This is a genomic window from Prevotella veroralis (assembly GCF_018127765.1).
In the GTDB taxonomy this organism is placed as follows: Bacteria; Bacteroidota; Bacteroidia; order Bacteroidales; family Bacteroidaceae; genus Prevotella; species Prevotella veroralis.
Genome location: NZ_CP072330.1, coordinates 839,556 through 857,135 on the forward strand (window position 1 = coordinate 839,556; position 17,580 = coordinate 857,135).

11 protein-coding genes are annotated in these 17,580 nt (G+C 41.4%); 9 read left to right on the forward strand and 2 right to left on the reverse strand.

What is annotated here, in order from left to right; translation table 11 throughout:
- Positions 1-40 precede the first annotated feature (40 nt).
- The 5 genes from J5A55_RS03535 to J5A55_RS03555 all read left to right on the forward strand — a co-directional run bounded on the left by J5A55_RS03535 (position 41) and on the right by J5A55_RS03555 (position 6,964).
- Positions 41-1,024, forward strand: a complete 984-nt coding sequence (locus tag J5A55_RS03535) for a Gfo/Idh/MocA family protein (RefSeq protein WP_004383552.1) — start codon at positions 41-43, stop codon at positions 1,022-1,024.
- A gap of 42 nt (positions 1,025-1,066) precedes the next feature.
- Entirely contained in the window at positions 1,067-2,254 is a 1,188-nt protein-coding gene (locus J5A55_RS03540; RefSeq protein WP_039851367.1) for a DUF4421 domain-containing protein, read from the forward strand.
- A 3-nt stretch (positions 2,255-2,257) separates the two neighbouring features.
- The gene (locus J5A55_RS03545; protein ID WP_039851368.1) at positions 2,258-3,232 is read left to right on the forward strand and encodes an N-acetylmuramoyl-L-alanine amidase-like domain-containing protein; all 975 of its coding nucleotides are present in this window, start codon (positions 2,258-2,260) and stop codon (positions 3,230-3,232) included.
- Positions 3,233-3,273: 41 nt separating this feature from the next.
- Positions 3,274-4,704 carry a sodium:solute symporter gene (locus J5A55_RS03550; RefSeq protein ID WP_004383555.1) on the forward strand — a complete coding sequence of 477 codons (1,431 nt, stop codon included), beginning with the start codon at positions 3,274-3,276 and terminating at the stop codon, positions 4,702-4,704.
- Between the two features lie 598 nt (positions 4,705-5,302).
- Positions 5,303-6,964, forward strand: coding sequence for an IS1182 family transposase (locus tag J5A55_RS03555; RefSeq protein WP_211802940.1), 1,662 nt, complete (start codon positions 5,303-5,305; stop codon positions 6,962-6,964).
- A gap of 105 nt (positions 6,965-7,069) precedes the next feature.
- Here J5A55_RS03555 and J5A55_RS03560 read toward each other — a convergent pair whose 3' ends face one another.
- Complete coding sequence (locus J5A55_RS03560) at positions 7,070-9,358, reverse strand: NADP-dependent malic enzyme (RefSeq protein WP_004383559.1); 2,289 nt, start codon at positions 9,356-9,358, stop codon at positions 7,070-7,072.
- A gap of 124 nt (positions 9,359-9,482) precedes the next feature.
- Between J5A55_RS03560 and J5A55_RS03565 the strand changes: the two genes are divergently transcribed.
- The 3 genes from J5A55_RS03565 to J5A55_RS03575 are packed head-to-tail and all read left to right on the forward strand — an operon-like array spanning position 9,483 to position 13,076.
- Complete coding sequence (locus tag J5A55_RS03565; protein WP_004383560.1) at positions 9,483-10,112, forward strand: TetR/AcrR family transcriptional regulator; 630 nt, start codon at positions 9,483-9,485, stop codon at positions 10,110-10,112.
- A 41-nt stretch (positions 10,113-10,153) separates the two neighbouring features.
- Positions 10,154-11,557, forward strand: coding sequence for an SGNH/GDSL hydrolase family protein (locus tag J5A55_RS03570; RefSeq protein ID WP_004383561.1), 1,404 nt, complete (start codon positions 10,154-10,156; stop codon positions 11,555-11,557).
- 19 nt (positions 11,558-11,576) lie between these two features.
- Complete coding sequence (locus tag J5A55_RS03575; RefSeq protein WP_004383562.1) at positions 11,577-13,076, forward strand: MBOAT family O-acyltransferase; 1,500 nt, start codon at positions 11,577-11,579, stop codon at positions 13,074-13,076.
- A 561-nt stretch (positions 13,077-13,637) separates the two neighbouring features.
- On the opposite strand, the gene J5A55_RS03580 is transcribed toward J5A55_RS03575, so the two are convergent.
- The gene (locus J5A55_RS03580; RefSeq protein ID WP_004383563.1) at positions 13,638-15,155 is read right to left on the reverse strand and encodes a DUF4301 family protein; all 1,518 of its coding nucleotides are present in this window, start codon (positions 15,153-15,155) and stop codon (positions 13,638-13,640) included.
- 141 nt (positions 15,156-15,296) lie between these two features.
- On the opposite strand from J5A55_RS03580, the gene J5A55_RS03585 reads away from it, so the two are divergent.
- Positions 15,297-17,507: a RelA/SpoT family protein gene (locus J5A55_RS03585; protein WP_039851433.1), complete on the forward strand. Its 2,211-nt coding sequence runs from the start codon at positions 15,297-15,299 to the stop codon at positions 17,505-17,507.
- Positions 17,508-17,580: the final 73 nt, after the last annotated feature.

Here is a 17,580-nt window from a genome sequence, read left to right on the forward strand (position 1 = left end):
TTGATAGTTTTTTAGTAATTTTGCAGTAAAACTAAGAGCAATGAAGCAAATCAATTGGGGATTTATAGGATGTGGTGAAGTCACGGAGAAGAAGTCTGGTCCAGCATTTAATGAGGTTATGGGCTCACATGTAGTAGCAGTCTTCAGTCGTAGTGAGCTGAAGGCACGTTCTTATGCCGAACGCCATAATATTAGAAAATGGTATACAGATGCGCAGGAGTTGGTTGATGATCCAGACGTGAATGCGGTATATATTGCAACGCCACCTTCTGCCCATGCCACATTCGCTATCATGGCAATGCGTGCTGGTAAGCCCTGTTACATAGAGAAGCCACTAGCTGCGTCTTACGAGGATTGTGTTCGTATCAACCGTATCTCTGAACAGACTAACGTCCCTTGTTTCGTTGCTTATTACCGCCGTTATCTTCCATACTTTCAAAAGGTAAAAGAGATAATAGATAATGGTACAATCGGGAATATCCTGACCGTGCAAGTACGCTTTGCCGTCCCACCCCGTGATCTGGATTATAAGAGCAATGTACAACATCCGTGGCGATTACAATCGAATATCTCTGGTGGTGGATATTTTTATGACTTAGCTCCCCACCAGTTAGACTTGCTTCAGAACTTCTTTGGTATTATTGTTAAGGCACATGGTTATACAGCTAACCGAGCTGGACTTTATGATGTTGAAGACACTGTAAATGCTGTTTTCCGTTTCGAGAATGGTCTCACTGGAAGTGGTGCTTGGTGCTTTGTCGCTCATGAGAGTGCGCGTGAGGATCATATTGAGGTTTATGGGACAAAGGGACGTCTGTCGTTCTCCGTCTATACATACACGCCCATCCACCTCTGTACAAGTGAGGGCGAAAAGGATATAGAAGTAGCCAATCCGCCTTACGTTCAGTTACCAATCATTAAGTCCGTCATAGAAGATATGCAGGGATATGGTTCCTGCGATTGTACAAGTATCAGTGCAACCCCAACAAACTGGGTGATAGATCGTATTCTTGGTAAGATATAGAAGCCTTACTATATTTACATATTATTCAAATCCGTGTTATCAATGAATCTGCTTATTAATCGTTGTGTTATGTTATCATTCCTCTTGTTCTTCATGGGAATAGGGATAGCGAATGCACATACTTCTACAAGGGCGGTTGGTAACCTGGAACACACACTTGATACGATACGCTGGATGCGAATAGATTCTAGTGCTTATAGGAATAAGACGGAATACCACAAGAAGAGAAAGACTGGCTATAAGTTCAATGACATAGACACAAGCTATATTGAGCCACAGAGATATAACTTCACAACGATGTTGCAGAATACGAACACTTACGAGGTGTATCGTATAGCGAGCGATAAGGGGCAAAGCATTACCTTTGCACCAGAAGCTAACATCCGTATCGGACCTTATTTCGGGTGGCGTTGGATATTCCTTGGCTATACCGTTGATATAACTCACCTATTGCAGAAAAGCAATGATAAACGCAGGCAGGAATATGATTTGAGTCTGTATAGTTCTATGCTAGGCATTGATATCTATTATCGGAGAACTGGCAACGATTATAAGATACGGCAGCTCTATTTGGGCGAAGGTGTCAACACCGATCCCATAAGGGGGACTGGTTACGACGGCTTAACGTCGAGCATTAGGGGCTTTAATCTCTATTATATCTTCAATCATAGACGCTTCTCATATCCCGCAGCATTCAGCCAGAGCACCATACAACGTCGCTCAGCTGGCAGTCCATTGTTGGGCATCGGATACACAAGGCATACGCTGGAAGTCAATTGGAAGGAACTATCCGACCTCGTAAGTTGTAGATTAGGGAATCATGTTAAAGTGGATAGCACTTTGATGTTCGATAAGATCAAGTACACGGATATCTCCGTCAGTGGAGGTTATGCTTACAACTGGGTCTTTGCTCACAACTGGCTTCTTGCTAGTTCGTTGTCCGTCGCCTTAGCTTATAAGCAGAGCTCGGGTGATTTACCCCACGAGCGTTTCTCATTCAGCGACTTCAAGTTCAGTAATATCAATATAGACGGTATTGGAAGATTCGGGTTAGTATGGAACAATAGTAAGTGGTACGCTGGTATGAGCATGATACTCCATGCTTACAATTACAGGCGTAGTAACTTCTCAACAAATAACTTCTTTGGTAGTGTCAATCTCTATGTGGGCTTTAACTTTGGAAAGAGGAAAGCGAAGAAGAAGGAAGGCTATCAAGAACAGAAAGGATAAGTGATGAAACAGAAGTATAGCATAATTGGTTTGCTTCTCATTGCATTGACTGCATGTGGGGCTAAGACGATAGAGAATAAGCATAAACAGCAGGTGGTAGTGGCTGAAAAGATAGAAGATAGTTCAGTAAGTGCCGAACATCATGCGAACAAAGACATCTTACCTGCTTATATTGATTCTTATTCTAAAGCAGACAGCACGTTGGTATGTGGTATCTTACAAGATATGGCTGCACAAAGGCATAGGCTATCACATGAGGAGCTTATCCTCACGATAGCCCGCAAGTTTATAGGTGTTCCTTACGTTGCGCATACGTTGGATAAGAATGATGAGGAAAGACTTGTCGTCAATTTACATGGCTTAGATTGCACCACTTATGTTGAGGCTGTGACGGCTCTAACACTATGTGCTGAGCGCGGCAAACATAAGTTCTCTGATTACGTACACCAATTAGAACTGATTCGTTATCGTGGCGGTAAGATGAGCTACGTGAATCGTCTTCACTATTTCCATTGGTGGTTGGAGGACAATGTGCGCATGGGATTTGTCAAAGAGATTAACATGCCTAACCCACCTTTTACAGCGGTACAAACATTGAAAATAAACTATATGAGCCTTAACGCAAAGGCGTATGATATGCTAAAGAATAACCCGAGGCGTGTGGCTGAACTCAAGAAATTAGAGGATGCTAGTAACGGAACAAAGGTGCGCTATATCCCTACTGCCTTGCTGAATAATAACAACGAGTTGCGAGAGGTTATCCATGATGGCGACATCATAGCTATCGTGACTAACAAGCGGGAACTCGATACAACTCATCTCGGCTTTGCCGTTTGGCATGATGACGGACTCCATCTCATGAACGCCTCCAGTCTTAAGAAGAACGGCAATAGAGTGGTGGAGCCTACCGAAACGTTCTATCAGTATATGACATCACGACCATCGAATATCGGTATTCGTGTTGCTAGAATCAAATAAACGGAATACACGGGAACTAATCTTCTCACGTTATCTACATCATGATTATAATTGCTACGATTGCAGTCTACTTCTGCATACTCTTACTCATCAGTTTGCTTACAGGGCACAAAGCCGATAACGAGACTTTCTTTCGTGCCAATGGTAAGTCGCCATGGTATTTGGTGGCGTTTGGTATGATAGGTGCTAGTATCTCGGGCGTGACTTTTGTAAGTGTGCCAGGTATGACACTCACGAGTGATATGACCTATATGCAAACCTGTTTGGGCTTTATCGTGGGTTACTTCGTCGTGGCTTATCTACTATTACCCGTTTATTATCGTCTACGCCTGACAACCATCTATACTTATTTGCAAACGCGCCTCGGCAATAGGAGCTACAAGACGGGCGCAGCCTTCTTCCTCTTGTCAAAGATGGCAAGTGCAGCCGTTCGCTTCTATGTTGTCTGCATGATACTCCAGCAATTCGTTCTCGACAAATACGCCATTCCGTTTCCCGTAACCGTTGTGGTGTTGGTTGCATTGATATGGCTCTATACACGGAGGGGCGGAATACGTACCCTTGTATTGACCGATACATTTCAAACACTTTGTATGCTTCTTGCTCTGTTGCTCATAATATATAAGGTGGTGGATGTACTCGGATTGAATCTCCCTCAAGCCGTGCAAGCCATTGCAGCAGATAGCCATTCGCGCATCTTCGTATTAGATGATTGGGTATCAACACAGAACTTCTGGAAGCAGTTCCTTAGCGGTATCTTCATCGTTATTGTGATGACAGGACTTGATCAGGACATGATGCAAAAGAATCTTACTTGTAAGACTTTGCGTGAGGCACAAAAGGATATGTGCAGTTATGGCTTCGCATTCGCCCCCGTCAATCTCCTGTTCTTAGCCCTGGGAATCTTATTGATGATGTATTACCAACGGGTGGGGCAAGCTCTCCCAGCAGTATCAGACGATTTGATGTTACAGGTCATTGCAGGCGGTCAATTAGGTACATGGGTCGTAATTTTGTTTACGATTGGTATTGTTGCAGCCTGTTTCTCCAGTGCTGATTCTGCCTTGACAGCCCTAACCACAACCTTCTGTGTTGATATCTGTAACCAGCGCAAGGACGAGCGGTTGCGCAAGTGGTCTCACCTCAGTGTATCTGTTGTGTTCGTGTTGTTTATCCTCATCTTCCGTTATGTCAATTCCACGAGTCTGATAGATGCCGTCTATACAATCGTCTCTTACACTTACGGACCTCTCTTAGGTCTTTTCGCCTTTGGTCTTTCAACGAAACGCAAGGTGAATGATCGTTATGTCCCATTTATTGCTATTGCCAGTCCACTCCTATGTTTTGCCTTAGACATGATTGTTTCTAACGCTACAGGATATAAGTTTGGCTACGAACTACTGATGTTGAATGGACTCCTAACTTACGTCGGCTTGTGGCTGAATAAGGCTCATCTTCTTTCTAAGAAATAGCACTTACGAGCGTGAACTCATAGTAATATCTTCCGAAGAATTACTATATCCGATTCGTTCTAACAGGTTTGCCCAGTTTTTCTCACCTGTTTGCGAATCGTTTTCCACCTGTTTCAGCATTCTTTCTCTCCCGTTCCCCATTCCTTTATCACGTGTTGCGCATCATTTACGTACGCATATAAAGTTAGTCTCATCGTGATGAGACATAAGTTTCATCATGAAGAGACACTGGTTTCATCACGATGAGACACTCGTTTCATCATGATGAGACTAATAAAAGATACGGATAAAAAAGACGCAAGGCGCATGAGAAAGGAACGGGAACCTAGGAAGAAAGAATGCGGAAGCCTATTAGTCAAAGGGCGCGCATAGGGTTTAAGTCTATAGGTTTAGTATAAGATTGCAAGTAATCGAGTAGGTTATTAGGAGGGGATATTTAAAAGTGGATGGACTGTATAATATATTACTAAACGAATAAAGAGGGTGTGTCAAAATAGCCACACACTCTTTTTTATGCACAAAGCCCCGACTTTCTCAAGCCAGGGCTTTGCTATTTCCTAAAGTTTTTGTACCTTTAGGCATACAAAAAAATCTCATTATGACAAATGTACACTTTCGTTCTTACATACACAAGAAAATGATTCTTTTTCCTCAAAGAATCGATAAGGACATCGCAGAAGATGATCCTGTTCGTCTTTTAGACGCCTTGGTGGATAATCTTATGTTGGATAATGTCTACAAGCTTTATAAGCCCAGTGGTCGCAAGCCTTATCATCCACAAATGATGCTCAAGGTGATTCTTTACGCCTATATGAATAATATCTATTCCTGCCGTCGTATAGAGTCGCTTCTCAAGCGTGACATTCATTTCATCTATCTGGCAGGATATGAGCAGCCTGATTTTATTACCATCAATCGTTTTCGTAATCGTGTGAAAAAGGAAATCAACAATATCTTCACACAAGTGGTATTAGTACTTGCAGCCAAAGGTTTGATAAGTCTTGACGTTGAATATATTGACGGCACAAAAATAGAATCGAAAGCCAACAAGTATACCTTCGTTTGGAAGAGAACCGTGGAAAAGAACCGCGCCAAGTTGCAGGAACAAATACGCACACTCTTGCTCCAGGTTGATGATGTCATAGCGCAGGACAATGCCGCTAAAACAGAAGGTGTCGAGTTTACTGCAGCTCTGCTCGATGAGATATCCGAGGAATTGAACAAGTCTTTGGAATCAGCCCCTGAGCCTAAGACAAAAGAAGAGAAGCAGGCTGTTAGAACCAAGAAAAAACAGCTTAAAGAGCTTGAGAAGAAACGTAATAAACTCCAGGAGTATGACCAACACCTTGAGATTATGGGAGAGAGAAACTCCTACAGCAAGACCGACCCTGATGCCACGTTTATGCACATGAAGGAGGATGCTATGCAGAACGGACAGACTAAGCCTGGATATAATCTGCAGATAGCAACTGAGAACCAGTTTATCACCAACTTTGCACTCTATGCTAACCGTACAGACACGCTCGCACTTCCTTCTTTCTTGGAGTCTTTCAAATTACGCTATCATCGTTATGCCAAGACAGTCGTAGCCGATTCAGAGTATGGCTCCGAGGAGAACTATCTGTTCATGGACGTACATAATATGGAAGCCTATGTGAAGTATAATTACTTCCATAAAGAGCAGCGTCCACGCTACACACCTAACCCATTCTGTCCTGCAAGCCTTTATTATAATAAGGAACAGGATTTCTACGTCTGCCCTATGGGACAGCATATGAAGCGTATAGGCATGAAGCGTTCCCTAACCTCTAATGGATTCGTTACTTACAGTGTACGTTATCAGGCAGAACGCTGTGATGGTTGTCCGTTGAGAGGCTCATGTTTTAAGGCAAGAGGGAACAGAATTATAGAAGTAAACCATCAACTACAGCACTATAAACAAAAGGCACGGGAACTACTGACCTCGGAAGAAGGCATCAAGCATCGAGGACGAAGGTGCATAGAACCTGAAGCTGTTTTTGGACAAACAAAATATAATAAAGTCTACAAGAGATTTAGGCATTTGGGAAAAGACAAGGTCAATATGGACTTTGCCTTCTTTGCTATTGCCTTTAACATAGGAAAAATGTGCAAAAAAAATAATCTCAAGGAGCTAAAAGCTATTATGGAGGTACTTTTAGTCACCTTCAGATGCTCTATAGAAGTTTATATAAGCTATTGGAAGCCCAACAAATCATTTTATATGAAATTAGCGGCATAGCTGCAGTAAATAACGAATTATGCGGTAGATGAAGTAAAGAGGAGTAGAAAAGAGGATGTGTCCATTTTGACACACCCTCTTTATTAATATGTGATTGAAAGCAGATTACTTATTCTTCTTCAATTTCTCCACGTATGCATCAATAGCGGCAACAGCTGTGATGTTCACGATGTCACGAACGGAACTCTCGAAGTCGGTAAAGTGGATTGGCTTGTTCAATCCCATCTGAATCGGACCAATGACTTCCGCCTCTGGGCTTAACGCCTGTAGGAGTTTGTAACCGCTATTAGCCGATGACAAGTCGGGGAACACGAGTGTGTTGACATCCTTACCTTTTAGGCGTGTGAATGGGAATTTCTCGTCACGTAGCTCCTTGTTCAAAGCGAAGTTAACTTGCATCTCACCATCGATAGCGAGGTCTGGACACTCGGCTTGCAACTTCGCAACAGCCTCACGCACCTGCTCTGGAGAGCCTCCATTATCTGAGCCGAAGTTAGAGAATGAGAGCATTGCAATAGCTGGCTCATCGTTGAAGAACTTAACGGAATGGGCTGCCAAACGTGCCACATCAGTTAAGACATCACTATCTGGATGGCGGTTGATCAAGGTATCTGCGATGTAGAATACACCCTTCTTCGTATTCAGAATATGCATTGTTCCGAAGTGTTTATACTCGGGACGGATTCCGATAACTTCCTTGGCAACCTTAATCGTATTGCTGTATTTGGTGTATAGACCCGTAATAAACGCATCGGCATCACCATTTTCAACCATTGACATACCATAGTAATTGCGCTCATACATCTTATCGTATGCCTCCTCGAAGGTATATCCCTCACGGGCACGCTTCTCGGCCAAATGCTTGGCGTAAGTGGCGCGGTGACCTTGCTCTTTATCGGCACGCATGTCGATGATCTCTATGTCACTGATGTCCAACTTCAGGCGATTTGCCACACGATTCAAGCGGTCTTGGTTGCCTAAAAGGATAGGAATACAGATACCCTCTTGCTTTGCTTGTACGGCTGCCTTCATCATGGTGGGGTGACCTCCTTCGGCAAAGACAATGCGCTGTGGGTGCTGAGCGGCTGTTGCGTGGAGTGAGCGGGTGAGCTTTGTCTCTTGCCCTAACATTTGGCGCAGGTGCTGCTTGTAGGCATCGAAGTCCTTGATTGGCGTGCGCGCTACGCTGCTATCCATAGCAGCCTTAGCTACGGCAGCACTTACTTCCGTAATCAGTCGTGGGTCGACTGGCTTCGGGATGAAATACTTAGGACCAAAGGTGAGGTCGTTTACATGATAAACCTCATTCACAACGTCTGGTACCGTTTGCTTAGCTAGGTCGGCAATAGCATGTACGGCCGCCATCTTCATCTCTTCGTTGATAGCCTTCGCATGTACGTCCAATGCTCCACGGAAGATATAAGGGAAGCCTATCACATTGTTAATTTGGTTGGGATAATCTGATCGACCCGTTGACATGATTACGTCTGGGCGAGCAGCAATAGCGTCATCGTATGAAATCTCTGGTACTGGGTTAGCAAGAGCAAATACGATAGGTTTCTCGTTCATAGAACGAATCATATCCTGTGAAAGTATGTTACCCTTTGATAGTCCAACGAATACATCAGCGCCTTTGATTGCTTCTTCCAATGTGTGGACATCACGGCGGTCAGTGGCGAACAATGCTTTCTGTGGTGTGAGCTTCTCGCGATCTGAAGTAATAACGCCCTTAGAGTCGAGCATTACAACATTTTCTTTCTTTACACCGAGTGCTACATACATCTTCGTACATGAAATAGCTGCAGCACCAGCACCATTCACTACGAGCTTGACCTTACTAATATCTTTGCCAGCTACCTCTAAGGCGTTCTTCAAACCAGCAGCAGAGATAATTGCAGTACCGTGTTGGTCGTCGTGCATTACAGGGATATCTAGTGTACGCTTCAATCGCTCCTCGATAGCAAAGCACTCTGGTGCCTTAATGTCTTCGAGATTAATACCGCCAAAGGTTGGTGCTATCTTCTCTACAGCTTCGCAGAACTTATCCGGGTCTTGCTCGTTAACCTCTATATCGAATACATCAATACCACCATATATCTTGAATAACAAACCTTTACCTTCCATAACAGGTTTGCCACTCATTGCACCTATATTACCTAAACCAAGAACGGCTGTACCATTACTAATAACAGCAACTAAGTTACCTTTTGCGGTGTATTTATATACGTCATCGGGGTTCTGCTGTATTTCCAAACAAGGATATGCAACACCTGGTGAATAAGCCAAACTCAAGTCTGTTTGGGTGCTATAAGGCTTCGTTGGTTTTACTTCAATCTTTCCTGGGCGACCGTTATGATGATATTCCAAAGCGGCCTCTTTTGTTACCTTGACCATAATCTAATCTTATGTATTAAGTCGTGAATTGTTTTATACGTAGGCGCAAAGATAATAAAACTACCTAAAAAGCAGATACCATTCCCAAAGTTTTTTGTAATTTTGCAGAAAATTGAAACTATTAATGCAAAATACAAGTAATGAGACTGTCTATCGACAGCAACTGAAAGGTAGAATCCTTCAAATTGCTACAGCTCTGTTTCATCAGCATGGCATAAAGCAAGTAAAGATGGATGATATTGCCAACGATTTGAGAATATCAAAGCGTACACTATATGAGGTTTATGAGAATAAGGAAGACTTACTCTTTGAAGTTTTACAGCAGCATGATAGTGTAGAACGCCAGCAATTATTAGAGTTCGATAAACCTGGAACGAATGTTATCAACATCATTCTAGAGATTTATAGAGTACGTACGGCAGAGTTCATCACGGTTAATCCTCTCTTCTTTGAAGACCTTCAGAAGTATCCTAACTTGTTAACCTATGTGAGGAAATTACATAATGACAAGGAAGCTGAAATAGTTGCGTTTATCGAAAGAGGTAAGAATGAAGGATTGTTCCTTGAGAATGTAAACTACGGGATTGTTCGTGAACTCACATTTGCTTCCGAGCAGTTTGTTATGAATAACTTCCTCTTCAAAAGATATGATATCACAGAACTAAGTCGCATTATGATTATGTTATTCGTAAGAGGTATTTGCACAGAAAAAGGTATTAAGCTATTGGATCAATACTTCTCTGAGAACGCATAATGCTGGAAGTAAGGATAACTCCTAATTAAAAGATAATTAAGATGAAAACTAACACACATAGAACACTACTATTAACGTGCTTAGTAGTAGTTTTTCTCTTGCTGCTTCATTTCTTACCTACATTCAAGATAGGGGATACCGAGTTAAGAGAGATAGATATTTTGAGTGACCTATCACGACAGAAGAAAGAATTGAAAGATGTAATCCCCGCACCAAAGGCTCCTTCTACAACGCTTGCGTTAGAGAAGGATGGCAAGCTCATCAACTTCAAAGAGCAATGGCCAAAGGGAACAGAGCGTATAGTCGACTATTCTGAAGGTAAGCCAGGTGGTATGGATCACTTCTATGAGCAATTAACAGCACTGAAGGAGAAGAAGAACTTAGGTCGCCCTGTTCGTATTGCTTACTTCGGCGACTCTTTCATAGAAGGTGATATCCTCTTAGCCGATTTACGTGAGGAACTTCAGAAGTACTATGGTGGAGAAGGTGTTGGATGGTTGGATGCCGGTAATGATCTTAACCAGTACAAGCATACAACAACGCAGAAGTTCACAGGACTAACAGAACACTTAGTGAAGAAGCCAGATACCTACGACGTGCGCCAAGCAGGTATGGCTGAACGTTATTATCCTCTTTCAGGACATGCAAACATTACGCTTGCTCCTTTTATGGCACACGAATATCCACGAACAGAGAAATGGACTAGCACACAACTCTATCTACGTGCTAAGAATGGTGCTAGTGTAACTTTCCATATTGATGGAGGTAAGTCTACTACCGAACAGGTTTCGCCTTCTCCTAATGTTCAGATGGTAAGATTCAACGGAGCAACTTCTCATGCTTCTATTGATATATCTGGTTCTAATGCAACTCTCTTTGCTACAGCACAAGAAGGCAATGGAGGTATAGTTCTTGACAACTTTAGTATGCGTGGCTCAAGCGGACAAACACTTGCTAACCTCCCAGAGGCTATGCTTCGTCAGTTTGCTCAAGTTCGTCCATACGACCTTATTGTATTTCAATTCGGTGCTAATGCAATTACCCCTGCATCTAAAGCTAACGAACTTCAAACATACGCTACAAACATGAAGCGGGTTATCCAACTCTTCCATAAGTGCTTCCCAACAACCAGTATCTTGGTTGTTGGTGCACCTGATCGAGGCTCGAAGTCTTCACCTGATGGCACTATGGAGGGAGTTAAGATGCTTGTTGGTTATCAAGACCAGATGGCGGCCGACTGTAAGGTTGGTTTCTATAGTCTCTATAAAGCAATGGGTGGTCCTGGCACGATGATGAGCCTTGTTGATGAGAAGAATATGGGTTCAAAGGACTATGTACATATTAACTATAAAGGTGGTAAATATGTTGCACCACGCATCTTTAAGTCAATTGTAGCAGGACAGAACAACTACGCAAGGAAGATGAAACTTATAAATAAACAGTAATTCAACGTATTATACTATAATGATTCAAGATATATTATCCTATTTCGCATCACTAGATTTCAGTAAGATTGCTAACATCTTACTTTATAATCCCCACGAGCCATTACTCTTCTCTTCAGGAGCATTCTTGTTTATCTTCCTCTTCTTTATGCTTGTTTATTTCTGCTTGCGTAAGAAAGTGGATGCACGATTATTATTTGTGACGCTCTTCTCTTACTATTTCTTCTATAAGAGTAGTGGCTTCTATTTCTTCCTACTTCTAATTGTAACAGTCAGCGACTTCTATATTGCACGACGTGTAGCGCATGGGAAGTATCCACGATTATGGTTAATTTTGAGTCTCCTCATTGATTTAGGTTTACTTGCATACTTCAAGTACACAAACTTCTTTGCTGGTCTTATCGCACAGATGATAGGAGGAAACTTCCAACCATGGGACATCTTCTTACCTGTCGGCATTAGTTTCTATACTTTCAAGACGATCTCTTACGTAGTTGATATCTATAGGAAGAAAGCACAACCCATGGAGTCATTGCTAGACTATGCCTTCTATGTAAGTTTCTTTCCAACATTGTTAGCTGGACCTATTACCCGTGCAACCGACTTTGGTCCACAGATTCGTAAGCCGTTACATATCTCTCCAGAGATGTTTGCACGTGGTGTATTCTTCATCATTATAGGTCTGTTTAAGAAAGCTGTTATTTCAGATTATATCTCACAGAACTTTGTAGATAGAATCTTCGATAACCCAACCTTATTCTCTGGAGGTGAGGTATTGTTGGGGCTTTATGGCTATACCATTCAAATCTACTGTGACTTCTCTGGTTACTCTGATATGGCAATTGGTATAGCCTTATTGATGGGTTATGAAATACCGATGAACTTTAATGCACCGCTCAAAGCTGATTCTATGACCGACTTCTGGCGTCGTTGGCATATATCTCTCTCTACATGGATTCGCGACTATGTATATATATCCCTTGGTGGTAATAGAAGAGGAAAGGTCTTCATGTATATTAATCAAATGATCGCCATGACAGCTTGTGGTCTCTGGCATGGAGCTTCTCTTAACTTCGTTCTATGGGGAGTTATACATGGTGCCCTCGTATGTATTCATAAGTTCTGGTCACAAACTATCATGCGACACGACCGCCACTATCATCCAAGCGGCATTCGTAGGTTCTTCTCTGTACTAATAACGTTCCATGTAATAACTTTCACGTGGATTCTCTTCCGTTGTCGTGACTTTGATAGTGCGTGGATAATGATTAAACAGATGGTGACGAAGTTTAACCTTTCCGTCCTTCCTGATGTTTTCATAGCTTACAAGTACGTCTTTATACTCATGCTTTTTGCCTTATTTACTCACTTCCTTCCTAACTCTTGGCAGAACCGTAGCATTAAGATACTACAGAAAGGAGGGGTAGTTCTATCCGCTGTAGCTATCACCATCGTGATATTCATCATTATGCAGGTGAAAAGCTCGGATGTACAACCATTTATTTACTTCCAATTCTAATAGTTCTTGCACCTATATATAAGCTAAGTAATGCTTTCAAAAATATACATAATCAGGTAAGAGCAAATAATTAAATTAAAGTACCCAAATATTTCAATTGAAGTATTTGGGTACTTTTAATATAGGGGTATTTGACATTTAACTTTAAGTACATTTGACCTCTAACTTAAACGATGATTGTACTTTAACTTAAAGATCGATCGTCATTTAAGTATAAGGACGATTGTCGTATAAATTAGGAAAGGACATTATACACATTAGTATAGTCTATTATACAGACGTGTATAACTAATTATACATCGTTGTATAACCAATTATACACGCCTGTATAACTAATTGGACAAACGTGTCCAGAAGACCTCTTTAACTTTAAAAGCCTTCGTACTTTAAGTATAAGTACAATCGTTGTTTAACTTAGAGAATAAAAGCCTTCTAATAAGAAAAAGAAAAAGGCCATAATCACATATTGATTATAGCCTAATTAATTATTCTATGATTGATTAATCAAGTGATTGATCAATGTTTAATTGGGTTGATTAGCGTACATGACCCAACAAATTCTTATTGATGCTGTTCACGCAGTAAATCGTTTACTGTTTTAACGGGGTTGAAAGTGATAAGTGGAACTTCAACGAAGATAGTATTCCAGTCGCTCATGGCTCCATTCCAAAGTCCAGGCAACTCTAAAGCTTTCAGTTCGCGTCCGTTCTTAGACTTGGAACTAATGAATCCAGTTGACTTATCAACATACTTTGTTAAATCAAAGGGCTCGCCTTTATAGTTCTTGATGGCACAAACAATATCCACAGGATTGAAGTGCGTTCCATCGGTAAACATCTTTACATAATCCTTATTGCTCTTATCAATCTGTGAGCTTTCAAGAATCTGCAAACTAATTGTCCCATCATGGTTATAAGCTAAGAAAGGTCCACCACCTGGTTCTCCCACGTTCTTAACCATTCCACATACACGCATCGGTCGGTTCAACTTATCATAGAGATATTGTGCAAGGGCATTGTCGTCTAATGTCTTTGCTTCAAGACTCTCGCAAAATAAGTCATGCTGTAAGAAACTTAGTATTTCCTCTAGCTCAACACGTGTATAATCGCCCTTATCCAACAGGTGTAAGTAATCGAATGTTTGTTTCTGTAGTTCTACGAGTTTTCCTGCAATTACCATCTTCCAGTCGATCGTTTCTTTCTTCAATCGATCAGGAACAACATTGTCAATGTTCTTGATGAAAACAATATCAGCCTCGAGGTCGTTTAAGTTCTCTATCAATGCGCCATGTCCGCCCGGACGGAAGAGCAAAGAACCATCATTGTTGCGGAAAGGACTGTTGTCTGGGTTTACAGCTATTGTGTCTGTACTAGGTTTCTGTTCCGAATAAGAGACATTCAGTTTAACATCGTATTTAGCTTCATATTGTGCGATCTTCTCTGTTACCTTTTGTTTAAAGAGCTCTAGATGTTCATGCGAGATCGTGAAGTGTACGTATGCTTGCTTGTTACTAGCAGCATAAAGTGCAGCCTCCACTAAGTGTTCCTCAATCGGCGTGCGTACGCCATCGTCATACTTGTGGAAAGAGAGTAGACCTTTGGGGAGTTGCCCATAGTTTAAGCCCCGTATATTCAATAAAGTGTCAACGATCAACTTATAGTCCCCATCTTTCATTAATTCATCTACGCTCTTCCCTTCATTCTGCTCACACTTCTGATTCAACTCATTGAAGAAAGCAAAATCATGTATATTGTCAAAGAACTCCCTTTCGAAGTCATTTGCAGGCTCCTGGTTTACACTATTAAGGAAAGCAAACAGATCTTTAAACATACGACTAGCAGCCCCCGAAGCAGGTACAAACTTCACAACTCTATGATCTCCACTTTGATAAGTCTTCCAGATATTACATACCTTCTCTTGCTCTTCACCATTTATCAAAACGATACCTTTGGTTGGTGTTGCAGCAGCTTCTAATTTTAAATAGGGGAATCCTAATTTAAACTCTTCAAGCTGTCTATTGATTTGTTCTTCACTTATTCCTTTACTAGTAATCTGTCTTAGGTCAGTTGGGTTCATCATATTCGATAAAGTTTTAAAAAGATTGTTTTGTAATTGCAAAAATAACGAATTAATTTGTAAACAAGCAAGTAATTACTAGTTTTATTCCTTTAAGTGTCATTTTTCTTGTACCTTTGTCTGCGAACTATAATGGGTATGCTTATGGAGGATAAATTCATTTACACGGAAGAAGAGAGACTCTTATCCGACCAATTACTAGAAGAATTGAAGGGACTTCTTGAGCCATCATTCGCTGAAAGTGACCTTCCAAAGTTGCGTAAACATCTTGAAGAATTTGTTACTAACAATAAGATTCAACGCAATGTATTTGGTTTGAACCCGATACTTTGCTCTATACAAACAGCCATTATTGCCGTAAGGGACATTGGACTTAAACGTGACTCTGTCATTGCCATTCTACTTTATCAAAGTGTGCAGGATGAGAATCTGTCATTAGAAGATGTAAATAAACTTTTTGGTGAAGGGGTTTCTAGAATCATTCATGGTTTAATTCATATACAGACTCTTTATCAAAGAACACCAATCATCGAGAGTGAGAATTTCCGCAATCTCTTGCTATCCTTTGCCGAGGATATGCGTGTAATTCTAATCATGATTGCCGACCGAGTTAACCTCATGCGTCAGATACGAGACGTTGAGAATACGGAGGCAAGGCAGAAGGTGTCAGAAGAGGCAAGTTATCTATATGCCCCATTAGCACATAAGCTAGGACTCTATCAGCTAAAGAGCGAGTTAGAGGACTTATCTTTAAAGTACTTAGAGCATGATGCTTACTATCTGATTAAAGATAAACTTAATGCTACTAAGACGGCTCGTGATGCTTACATTAGTCGGTTCATTACGCCTGTCAGCGAACATCTGAAAGCAGCAGGATTGAAGTTCCATATAAAGGGTCGTACAAAGTCCATTCACTCCATCTGGCAAAAGATGAAGAAACAGAAATGTGGCTTTGAAGGTATCTATGATCTCTTTGCTATTCGCATTATCCTCGACTCACCAGAAGATAAAGAGAAGATGCAATGTTGGCAGGCTTATTCAATAGTCACCGACATGTATCAGCCTAATCCAAAGCGATTAAGAGATTGGCTTTCAGTACCAAAGTCAAATGGCTATGAGTGTTTGCACATCACAGTGCTAGGTCCAGAGAAGAAGTGGGTTGAAGTACAAATACGTACCGAGCGTATGGATGAGATTGCCGAACATGGTTTAGCAGCTCACTGGCGTTATAAAGGTGTAAAGGCGGAGGGCGGTATGGATGACTGGCTCGCCTCTATACGTTCAGCCCTTGAAGCAGGAGATAATTTAGAAGTCATGGATCAGTTTAAATCTGATCTTTATGACAAAGAGATATATGTCTTTACACCGAAAGGTGACTTATTGAAGTTCCCTAAGGGTGCAACGGTGCTCGACTTCGCTTATCACATTCATTCACGTGTGGGTAACCAGTGCGTTGGAGGAAAGATTAATGGTAAGAACGTGTCCTTCCGTACGGAACTCCATAGTGGTGACATGGTAGAGATTCTTACTTCGTCTACACAGAAACCACGACAAGAGTGGTTGAAGGTCTGCAAGTCATCACGTGCTAAATCCAAGATTCGTCTTGCGTTGAAAGAAACACAAGCTAACGATAAACTCTATGCAAAGGAGTTGCTGGAACGTCGATTCAAGAATAAGAAGATAGATGTGGATGAAGCCTCAATGGGGCACCTTATTCGTAAGCTCGGGTTTAAGGAAGGTTCAGAATTTTATCAACAAATAGCTGATGGTAAGTTAGATCCTAACTATGTCATTGATGAATATCAGAAGATATATAACCATCTTCATAACCTTAACCAACCACGTGAGGCAGAGAGTGCAAAGAACTTTGAGTATGAGAACCCAACGCCAGACATTCTGAAGAAGAACGATGACGTTTTAGTTATTGATAAAAACCTCAAAGGGTTAGACTTCTCTCTTGCTAAGTGTTGTCATCCCATCTATGGTGACTCAGTCTTTGGATTCGTGACAGTTAATGGCGGTATTAAGATTCATCGTTGTGATTGCCCCAATGCTCCAGAAATGCGTAAACGCTTCGGCTATCGTGTTGTGAAGGCTCGATGGAGTGGGAAGGGAACGTCACAATATGCTATCACCTTACGAATCATAGGTAATGATGACATAGGTATTGTAAGTAACATTACGAATGTTATTTCGAAAGATGAGAAAGTCGTCATGCGTTCAATCAATATTGATTCACATGATGGATTGTTCTCTGGCAATCTAATTGTTATGCTAGACGATAACTCTAAGTTGAACATTCTGATGAAGAAGTTACGTACGATAAAAGGAGTGAAGGAAGTCGTTAGAATATAAATAAGGTAAGGCTTCCTTTAGATACAGAAGAGACTTTCCTCCATGCGAGGGAAGTCTCTTCTTCGTTATAGTA